This window comes from Desulfamplus magnetovallimortis (assembly GCF_900170035.1).
GTDB classification, from domain to species: Bacteria; Desulfobacterota; Desulfobacteria; order Desulfobacterales; family Desulfobacteraceae; genus Desulfamplus; species Desulfamplus magnetovallimortis.
Genome location: NZ_LT828545.1, coordinates 275546 through 286473, shown reverse-complemented (window position 1 = coordinate 286473; position 10928 = coordinate 275546). Strand labels below are relative to the sequence as shown.

General features: G+C 45.8%; 7 protein-coding genes. All 7 read right to left on the bottom strand.

Translation table 11 applies throughout. The features are described from left to right. On the bottom strand, positions 1-5217 hold a 5217-nt coding region (locus MTBBW1_RS12900), incomplete at its 3' end, for a choice-of-anchor Q domain-containing protein (protein ID WP_139786763.1). Between the two features lie 107 nt (positions 5218-5324). Next, entirely contained in the window at positions 5325-6455 is a 1131-nt protein-coding gene (locus MTBBW1_RS12895; RefSeq protein WP_186441256.1) for a choice-of-anchor D domain-containing protein, read from the bottom strand. Positions 6456-6925: 470 nt separating this feature from the next. Continuing rightward, positions 6926-7492 carry a hypothetical protein gene (locus tag MTBBW1_RS12890; RefSeq protein WP_080804177.1) on the bottom strand — a complete coding sequence of 189 codons (567 nt, stop codon included), beginning with the start codon at positions 7490-7492 and terminating at the stop codon, positions 6926-6928. Between the two features lie 82 nt (positions 7493-7574). Next, positions 7575-8222 (bottom strand): GLUG motif-containing protein, encoded by a 648-nt coding sequence (locus tag MTBBW1_RS12885; protein WP_281255642.1) that lies wholly within the window; start codon positions 8220-8222, stop codon positions 7575-7577. A 120-nt stretch (positions 8223-8342) separates the two neighbouring features. Then, positions 8343-8528: a hypothetical protein gene (locus MTBBW1_RS12880; RefSeq protein WP_080804175.1), complete on the bottom strand. Its 186-nt coding sequence runs from the start codon at positions 8526-8528 to the stop codon at positions 8343-8345. A gap of 18 nt (positions 8529-8546) precedes the next feature. Continuing rightward, entirely contained in the window at positions 8547-10166 is a 1620-nt protein-coding gene (locus MTBBW1_RS12875; protein WP_080804174.1) for a LamG domain-containing protein, read from the bottom strand. A gap of 323 nt (positions 10167-10489) precedes the next feature. Then, positions 10490-10928 (bottom strand): PD-(D/E)XK nuclease domain-containing protein (locus MTBBW1_RS12870; RefSeq protein WP_186441254.1); only part of this gene is annotated, 439 nt, incomplete at its 5' end.

Here is a 10928-nt window from a genome sequence, read left to right as displayed (position 1 = left end):
CGTTGTATTGGAACTTAACGGGTTTGCAAGGTGCTCCACATCTCCGTCCCAGCCATCAAAAATAAATCCCTCTTCCGGCGGCTCTGCTTCAATACTTACAACCCTGCCCCCTTCATATAGGCCACTGCCTGAACCGTTGATAACACTCAATGTATATTTATCAGGGGTAACCTCAACATAGCTGGCAACTATGGTTATGTCCATCTCTGGCATGGTCAGCAATGTGTTGGGACTGTTTATATCTTCCACATGGCTCACATCACCTGTCCAACTATCAAATTCCATGCCTGCTTCAGGGGCATCTGCGGCAATGCTTACAATGCGTCCTGCATTATATTCTCCGCTTCCGGCTCCATTGACCACGGTGAGAATAAACTTTTCGTCGGTTTCTTCCCTGTATGTGGCGGTCAAGGTAATATCCTGGGCCGGCATTATCACAGTTGTGGAGGCTGTGTACACATTCCCCACATGGGAGATATCTCCAGTCCATTGGTCAAAGATCATACCCTCTGGAGCGGGGTTGGCCGAGATGGAGACAACTTTCCCAGCTTCATATTCTCCGCTGCCTGTGCCATCCATTACCGTAAGGATAAAAAGCTCCAGGGGCTTTTCAATATAAATGGCTGATATGGAGATATCTCCTTCCGGCATGGTCAATGTGGTATTGGCAAGCTCTGGATTACTTATGGTGCTTACATCTCCTGTCCAGCCATCAAAAATCATATCTTCAGGGGCGGGATTGGCAGATATGGAGACAACTTCCCCTGCCTCATATTCTCCACTGCCGGTGCCATCTGTGACGGTTAGGGTAAAAAGCTCCAATGGCTTTTCAATATAACTTGCTGATACTGATATATCTCCTTCTGGCATGGTCAATGTGGTATTGGCAAGCTCTGGATTAATTATGGTGCTGATATCACCTGTCCAACCTGCAAAAATCATATCTTCAGGGGCAGGATTGGCAGATATGGAGACAACTTCCCCAGCTTCATATTCTCCGCTGCCTGTGCCGTCCGTGACAATAAGGGCAAATTTTTCTGTTATGGTTGCCATGCCCTGTATGGTGAATACAAAGGGATTTTCGTCGGCATCGTTATTTGCAATGCTCACTGTGGCTGTTTTTAATCCAGGTTCCACTGGTTCAAACACAATTGAAAACTGTGTGCTTCCGCCTGGTTCCACAACACTGTCTGCATCTTGGGTTACAGAAAAGCTTTCCGCATCATCTCCGTTTAAGGTAACTGCTGGGTCATCATTTAGGAGCAGATCTCCGTCACCACTGTTTGATATGGTGAAAGTGCGGGCTATGGATAAACTTGCAGGATCACCATCCACATCATCTAAATCCACCAGACCAAAATCAGTATGATCGTTCAGGCTGGGTGTGGTGTCGCCATTGCTTATATTTTGCCCGTTACCGTTAACTTCTATTTCAGGATATTGGGGAGTATAAACAAGCTCAAAGGAACCAATATCAGAAACAGCATCGCCATCACCGTCTCCATCCAGAGGTCTTGACATGCCCCTCTGGTCTGTGGATTCTGCTGAACCGTTATCTCCTTCGTCAACGGCAGGACTGCCTGGGAGAAGGGCATGGGTTCTGGTTACACCGCCGTTATATGCAGGGGGTTCAAGCATGGGATCGCCCCAGACGTATGGCATGGCACTGCCATCCTCGATGAGGTTGTGGTTATTGGTGAGGATGGAGCCGCCATTTACAAGATCTCCTCCACTGCTACTTCCGGCAATTATGGTATTGGAAATATGGAGTATTCCGCTTCCGTTGTTTTCCACACCACCGCCGCTTGAAGCAGCATTTCCATACAATGTGCAGGAGTTCATGCCAAGGGTGCCGGAGTTGAAGATTCCACCACCTGCACCGCCGGTGCCGGCACTGTTGCCGCTCAAGGTGCAGTTTATCATTACCAGGATTCCACTTATGCCATTGTGGATGGCTCCACCATTTCCTCCGCCTGCAGATGTATTATCTGCAAGTGTCACGCCATTCAGGGTCAGGGAGCCATTGTTTAAAATGGCACCTCCGCCTGTATCACCACCTGCACCATTTCCACTACCGTTTATAAGTTCCACATCAAATATGGAAACTTCAACATTTGAGGAAAGATTAAATATCCTTGAATCATCATTACCGCTTATGGCAACTCTATCTGATGAGGGGCCGATAATGCTCACATCATTGTCAATGAGAATTTCCCCGGTTGTCAGAGTTATTGTACCACCGCCAGAAATAACGGAAAGGTCAATTTCATCTCCGTCAATGGCATTGTCAACAGCCATTCTCAACGAACCCTCACCGCTGTTGCCGGTATGGGTCACTATGTGACGAGTATTTAGCCATCCATGAATCGCAAAATTATATGGATTTTCATCTTCATCATCATTTTCAATGGTTACGTTTGCAGTTCGTAAACCAGGTGCAGATGGATCAAAGGTTATAGTGAAAGTCGTGCTTTCCTCGGGAGCCACAACAGAAGCCGGCTCTGTGGCTACAGTAAAATCATCTGCATTTTCGCCGGTTATACTGACAACTGGAGTGCCGGTGAGGTTCAGGTCAATGGTACCGCTGTTTTCAATGGTAAAGGTTCGGGTTATGATCTCACTGCTGCCAATATCAATTCTGCCGAAATCGGTGTGATCGTCAGTGAATGGTGTTGTATCACCATCCATTATTGATACGCCGTTGCCAAGAATATCAATCTCAGGCTGGCCTGTTGTGGTAAAGGTTTTCTCTTCACCATAGGCCGTTCCGACACTGTTGGTGGCATAGGCACGCACATAATAGGTGGTGTCAGGTTCAAGGCCGGTTATGCTGCTTGTAAAGGGACCTGTTTCTGTGCCGTCTGTTGTTTTGCCATCATTTACATCTATCGTGGGATTCTGGCTGGTGCTCCAGCAAACTCCCCTTGCCGTTATGGTGTCGCATCCATCGGAGGTTACTTCACCACCGCCGGTTGCTGCTGTCTCTGTGATATCTGATATTTCTGAAGTTGTTACAGTCGGCAGAATGGCATTAACAACAAGGGGTTGCTGAACATCCGGGGCTGCGTTGTAGTTGTCATTGCCTGCCTGGCTTGCCGTTATGGCTGTTGTGCCTGATCCCACTATGGTGACAGTTGCAGAGCTGCCGCTGCCGCCCACCGTGGCAACTGTTGTGTCTGAGCTTGTGTAACTTACATCAAGATCGGATGAGGCTGTGGCTGTCAGGGCAAAAGATTCATCGACGCAGTACCTGGCCGACAAATCTGCAAAGGTGATGCTCTGCTCGGCTTTGGCCACTGTTAGGGTCTGAATCACTTCCGGGGCTGCATTGTAGTTGTCATCACCTGCCTGGCTTGCGGTTATATTTGCCGTTCCAGCTCCCACTATGGTTACTGTAGTGCCGGCTATGGTGGCTACATTGGTATCGGAGATTGAAAAACTCACCGCAAGACCGGACGAGGCCGTGGCTGTAAGATTAAAATCAGCATCTCCAAAATTCTTTGCTGCAAGGGCATCAAAGGTTATGGTTTGATCTGCCTTGTTTACCGTCAATGTCTGAATCACTTCCGGGGCTGCATTGTAATTATCATCACCTGCCTGGCTTGCCGTTATGGTTGTTGTACCTGATCCCACTATGGTAACTGTACTGCCGTTTATGTTGGCTACATTGGTATCGGAGATTGAAAAACTCACCGCAAGACCTGATGATGCTGTGGCAGTTAATGTAAAAGGATCATCTCCAAAGCTTACATCCGGCATTGGATCAAAAATTATAGTTTGATCCAGTTTGTTAGTTATGGCAGATATTGTATTGGAATTTTCGCTTACCGTGCCCGATGAATTGACAGCTCGAACCCTGTAATAATAGGTTGTTGCACCTGTCAGTCCTGTTATGTCCAAACTTAAATTCTCCCCTGCATCCTTATTCCCATAACCAGGGATAAAAGTTTCAAAAACAGGGCTTTCGGAAAGATCAATTATATAGCTTTGTGCTCCCTCTACACTGTTCCAGTTTGCTGTAAAACTGGTTTGCTCCATATCAGTTGCCTCATTAGCAACAGGGGCAACACATAGAGTTGTAAAGGTTTGAGCTGAACCATAAAATGTGCCGGAAATATCTGTTACATAGGCACGGTAGTAATATGTGGTGCCCGATGCAAGGCCGGTGAGGCTGCCTGTAAAGGCACCGGTTGCCGAGGCTGCACCGTTTTCTGTTTTATCGTCGGATATGGTGGGTTCAGCCAAAGTGCTCCAACATATGCCATGCTGGGTTGGTGCAGGTCTGCCAAGGGCATTAATGGAACCGCTTGCTGTGGCTGAAGTTGTGGTTATATCTGTGGCTGCGGCTGTACTCACCGTGGTTGGAAAAATTTCATAGGAACCAATATCGGAAACAGCATCGCCATCACCGTCTCCATCCAGAGGTCTTGACATGCCCCTCTGGTCTCTGGATTCTGCTGAATCGTTATCCCCGGCATCAACGGCTGGGCTATCCGCAAGAAGTGCGTGGGTGCGGGTAAGTCCACCGTTATATGCAAGGGGTTCAAGCATGGGATCGCCCCAGACGTGTGGCATGGCACTGCCGTCCTCGATGAGGTTGTGACTGTTGGTGAGTATGGAGCCGCCATTTACAAGATCTCCTCCATTGCTACTTCCGGCAATAATTGTGTTGGAAATGTGTAGTGTTCCGCTTCCACTGTTTTCCACACCACCACCGCTTGAAGCAGCGTTAGCATACAATGTGCAGCAGTTCATTCCAAGGGTGCCGGCATTGAAAATTCCACCGCCTGCACCGCCGGTTCCAGCATTATTGCCGCTCAAGGTGCAGTTTATTATTACCAGGATTCCACTTATGCCATTGTGGATGGCTCCACCATTTCCTCCGCCTGTAGATGTATTATCTGCAAGTGTCACGCCATTCAGGGTCAGGGAGCCATTGTTTAAAATGGCACCTCCGCCTGTATCACCACCTGCACCATTTCCACTACCGTTTATAAGTTCCACATCAAATATGGAAACTTCAACATTTGAGGAAAGATTAAATATCCTTGAAGCATCATTACCACTTATGGCAACTCTATCTGATGAGGGGCCGATAATGCTCACATCATTGTCAATGAAAATTTCTCCGGTTGTCAGATTTATTGTACCACCGCCAGAAATACCGGAAAGGTCAATTTCATCTCCGTCAATGGCACTGTCAACAGCCAGTCTCAACGAACCCTCACCGCTGTTGCCGGTATGGGTCACTATGTGACGAGTATTTAGCCATCCATGGATCGCAAAATTATATGGATTTTCATCTTCATCATCATTTTCAATGGTTACGTTTGCAGTTCGTAAACCAGGTGCAGATGGATCAAAGGTTTATATGAAAGTCTCGGTAACAGCCTGTTTTTAAAACGACTTTCATCTCTTCGCTTGTGGCGGACATCCGCCATGTACGTTATAGTGAAAGTTGTGCTCTCGCCGGGAGCCACAACTGAAGCCGGCTCTGTGGCTACAGTAAAATCATCTGCATTTTCACCGGTTATGGCAACAACGGGTGTGCCGATGAGGTTCAGGTCAATGGTACCGCTGTTTTCAATGGTAAAGGTTCGGGTTATGGTGTTACTGCTGTCAATATCAATCCTGCCGAAATCGGTGTGATCTTCAGTGGACGGTGTTGTATCACCATCAATTATTGATACGCCGTTGCCAAGAATATCTATCTCAGGCTGGCCTGTTGTGGTAAAGGTTTTCTCTTCTCCATAGGCCGTGCCGACACTATTGGTGGCATAGGCTCGCACATAATAGGTGGTATCAGGCTCAAGGCCGATAAGGCTACTTGTAAATGTACCTATTCCTGTGCTGTCTGTTGTTTTGCCATCATTTACGTCCAGCGTGGGATTCTGGCTGGTGCTCCAGCAAACTCCCCGTGCTGTTACGGTGTCGCATCCATCGGAAGTAACTTCTCCGCCGCAGGTTGCCGATGTTTCTGTTATTGCTGTGACTTCGTTTGTTGTCACTGTGGGCAGGATTGTATTAACAGTCAGATTTTGCTGCACATCTGCTGCTGCATTGTAATTTTCATTGCCTGCCTGGGTTGCCGTGACGGTTGTGGTTCCGGCTCCGACTATGGTCACTGTGCTGCCGCTTATGGTGGCTACATTGGTGTTGGAGATTGAAAAACTCACAGCAAGGCCGGATGAGGCTGTGGCTGTCAGGGTGAAATCATCATCACCACAATTTTTTGCAGCAGGTGCCCCAAAGTTGATGGTCTGATCTGCCTTGTTTACCGTTAATATCTGGCTCACATTTGGGGCTGGATTGTAGGTGCCATTCCCGCCCTGGCTTGCAGTAATGGTTGTTGTTCCAACGTCCACAATTGTAACCGTGCTACCGCTTACGGTGGCAACGCTGGGGTTGGAACTGCTGTAGCTAACTGAAAGGCCGGATGAAGCAATTGCCGTCAAAGCAAAGGGGGCATCGCCGTAGCTTTTGGCAAGCAGGGCAGCAAAGTTTATGCTCTGGCTTAATTTACCGGTTGTAAAGGTTACATCATCACCATAAGCTGTGCCTGCATCATTGGTGGCATAGGCCCGAACATAATAGGTTGTGCTGGCACTTAAACCCGTTATTGAGCTTGTAAATGCTCCAGTTCCAGCAGGTACGCCTTGGGTTGTTTTACTGTCTGCTGTGGTTGGTGTGCCGGAAGTGTTCCAGCAAACGCCGTGCTGTGTTGGATTAGACGAGCCAATACTTGTTATATTGCCATTACCTGTGGCTGTAGTTTGAGCAATATTATATACAGCTTGAGTCGTAACAGTTGGGGCTATGCCTGATGTTGTTTCACTTCCAGTTAAAGGGGCAGTTGTTAAATAATTTATAGCTGTACCTGAACCGTTATACTCATAAACTGCTATGTGGTATGTGGTATTTGCTGTTAAGGCTGTAACAATAACCGAAGTGCCGGCACCAGCATAACAACATAATTGCCTGTAGCAATTTCAGTTCCAGAGCCAAATGCTGCATTTGCTGTGTAGGCAGTTCCATCAACAGGGTTAGAATCTACAGCACCGGCTGATTTAACAAGAACAAGCCTGCCTGTTCCCCCTGTGCCTGCTGTCCAGCCGATTGTCATTGATGTTCCTGATACGGTTGAAAAAGTGCTGTCTGACGCTTGAGCAGTTGGTTCTGCAGCCAATGTTGATTGATTTTTAGGATTATCGGCTGCTGTTGAGGTTAAATATTTTTGGCTTCCATTGCTGTCAAAATATTCGCAAACCATAACCCGATAGTTGATGTTACCTGTAAGCCCTGTAATTGTTACACTGGTTCCTGTACCGTTATAAACGCAATACCAGCCTGTTGCATCAATCTGAGTTCCACTTTCAAAAGCCGTATCGGCTGTATAAGTGGTATCATTAACGGGGTTCGCTTGACCTGCATCACCTTGCAGCACAAACACCGCACGTCTTGTGCCACTGCCGTTTGTCCAGCCGATCTGCATTTGAGTAGTTTGTACATTGCTGAATGCAATATTCGTGGCTTGGGCGGCCGGGGCTGCTGCTGCATTTTGAGTTGGATAGCCGCTATTTACACCTAAAGCCTGCTCCCAGGCTATACCATGTTGGATTGCTGTCTCCTTTGTTGGTGTTCAAAGTATCTACCAGTGCATTTGCACTACCCGATGAACCTGCCATTTGGGCATTGGTTAAAGATGTGGTATTATCCGTTCCTGTTCCAACTCCTTTTTTACCAGCCGCATCTCTGGGAGTTCCATCTATTGTTTGGCTTGCATCGCTGTTCCAGTAGCCATTGGTAATTGTGCCTCCAGCCATCTCACCAACAAATCCACCGACACGACCTGCTTGTTTACCTGCAACATCTCCAGTTGTGTAGCAATTGCTAAAGCCTTTCAATGATCTACCGACAAACCCGCCGACATAATCCAAATCCCCCCCGCCTGTCCAAGTAATATTACCGGTTGCATAACAATTTGAGGTGGTATTTCCATCATTGGAGCCAAAAAAACTACCGATTTTTGTTCCCAAAGTCGTTCCACCATAAGTAACATTAACTCTTGAATAACTGTTGATTATATTAGCAGTGCCGTTATTATCTGCAATAAAGCCCCCAACACTTGATGAATTGCTGTTTGTCAAAGATACTGATATGTTGCCTGTAGTATAACAGTTATCTACAGTTGCATTGCCAAAATAACCTGCCAAACCACCAATTCTGGTTGAGCTTGAGGTGTTTATATAAATGGCAACATCAACTCCTAAGTTCTTTATGGCGGCTCCAGTATAGACAAATCCAAATAGTCCCGCACTGCTTAAAGTTGTGTTGGGTGTTGCTTATGTTCCTATTTTAAGACCTGTTATTGTTTTATTGTTCCCGTCCAGAGTACCTTGAAAGGAGTTGGTTTGATCTGTTCCTATGGGCACCCATTCATCTGCTGACAGGTCAACATTATCTGCCAGTTGAAAGTATTGTCCATTGTAGGTTATTCCACTATTGACCTGTTGTGCCAGGTATGCCAAATGTTCACCATTCTCAATTTACCATGGAGTGCCTTGAGTTCCATCTCCCTGTGTCCATAGAGCAGGGGTCCCCCACTGGGAAGCGGTTGTTCCAGAAGCCGTATCCCCTAACGCTGTTTCTGTATTACCTCCGTTACGAGCTTTTACTTTAAAAGCATAGGTGGTTTCCGCAGTCAAACCTGTAACGGTCTTAGTTCCCCACAAAGCCTCGGTTTGCCATACTTCTCCTGGGGCTAATGTGCCGTCTGCCTGAACATGATTTCCTGTGCTGATTTCGTTTATACAAAATTCTGTGCTTACTGGTTTTCCATTCACATTTACAGTTACATCCAGCGTGGTTGAGGTTGGATTGTTCACAGTCGGGGCATTCGGCACATTTGCCAATGTCCAGAAATCAACCCGCGAACCATAGTTAGTTCCATTCGAAGATGTGGCATGGGCACGTGCATTGTAACGCGTGTTGACCGATAAACCAGTCAAGGATGCGGTAAACGCACCTGTGCCAAAATCGCCATTTTCATCAATATTCGTAACCTGTGAATCGTCAATGGTTTTATCAGTATCTGTATATGCATAATAAATCACTCCCCGATTGGTGGCATTGGCTCCATTGATGGCCGTAATACTACAGTTACCAGTTGCGGATGTTCTATCAATAGATGTTACGGCTTGAATGGTTACTGTTGGTGCATCAACCACTTCGATTTGGAAATCATGCTCTATTGTTGCTGTTCCATCACTTAATGTTAATTTGACATTATGAATACCAACATCATTATTGGTGGGAGTTCCAAAAAGTGTCACCTTGGTGACCGATGCGACAAGGTTAGTGAGCTCTGTGCTACTCAGGGCTCTATTGTAGATTTTGACATCATCAATTAGTCCATCGAAATACTCATTGTAGTTGGTTCTGGCAATTGCTCCATTTATAGGCTGTGCGTTCAGTCCTGATGCCGGTTGAGAGTATTTTTCTTCGTCATTGAGATACATCTTCCGTGTCGTGCCATCCCAGGTAGCTACAATCATATACCAGACATTAGCGACATTTGGTATGTTAATATCTGCGTCATTTGCCCACCAATAGTTACGAATATATGAGTTGCCTAAGCTAAAGCCCAATCTCAATGCATTGACCTGGTTTAAAGTTCCATAGTTGCCCCAACCTACGATACCAAGCCATTCACGCACCACATCGGATTTAACCCATGCTGCAATGGTATAGGGGCTGGAACCGGTGGGAAAATTTGTGATATTATTAAGAGAGATATACGCCGAGCTTCCATCAAATCTTGCCGCTTTGACTGCTTGTCCGGTTTCAAACGTAATCGTACCATTGATAGTGCCATGATGAGCATACGATGTACTATCATTTGCATCTTCATCCAATTTATAGTGTGCAACAAGGCCAGTTGTGTCGAACTCCTCTCCAAGTGTTAGCCAAGCAGGCTTAGTTATAACACTCCATGTGAGCGAGTCACCATCACCGTCACTGCCAGTTAATGTGTAGCTGTATGCACTACCTTGCTTTACTGTAGTTGCTGGTGTGCTTGTAATTTCTGGAGGTTGATTTGCACAGACCACCGTAGATACTATAAATACAAAAAGCACACTCAAAGCCATGCAATTCACGTAACGCATTATGATACTCCTTAGTATATTTATTTTTCTTTGGTGTTATAACCTGAATCCATGGCAACCCATATCTATTCACCAGCGAGCATGAATGGATTTTTTCAGCATAGTTATATACTCAAAATCGACATCTTATTGCTTTTGCATAAGTTATTGCAGTTGTCTGAATCAGGATAACCAGGATGGATAGGATGCTCAGGATAGATAATCCTGCCTTATCTTGTTAATCTTGGGAATCCTGATTCAGACTGTATTGACAAGGCTTACAAGATCATAGGTGTCGACTTTGAGTATATAACATAGTCAAAAAACAGAAAATTTACTCTAAATCAAAACTGCTCATGCTTCCAGTCAGATATATTACGTTTCTCAGTATCAAAATTGATACCCATCAAATGGACGGTTTTGCTTTTTTGCAAATATGAATCAGCATAATTTTTGCTTCTGATCTGCATAATGGCTGCATCACTGTTCTGATTGCACTTGAACTCCATGATATAGATTTTGTCTTTAAATTCAACAATCATATCAATCCTGCCTTTGCATGTCAGTATCTCGCTGTGTGCCCTCACTCCTGACGCAGATACCATGAGATAGAATATTGTATGAAAATATGCCTCATCACGCCTGCTCTCTAAGATGTTTGGGATGGATGCGTAAATTGCCTTCATGGTTTCAATGAAATTTTTAAGTTCATTAAGTTCAAGATATTCACAAAGAAGAGCAAATTTTGAGCCTTCGCGAAAGTTTTCAGTATAGGTGTAAAAG

Excerpts from the sequence above, each read along its gene's own strand:
- MTBBW1_RS12890 (WP_080804177.1), bottom strand. The coding sequence starts at position 7,492 with ATGCAGATCGGCTGGACAAACGGCAGTGGCACAAGACGTGCGGTGTTT.
- MTBBW1_RS12875 (WP_080804174.1), bottom strand. The coding sequence starts at position 10,166 with ATGCGTTACGTGAATTGCATGGCTTTGAGTGTGCTTTTTGTATTTATA.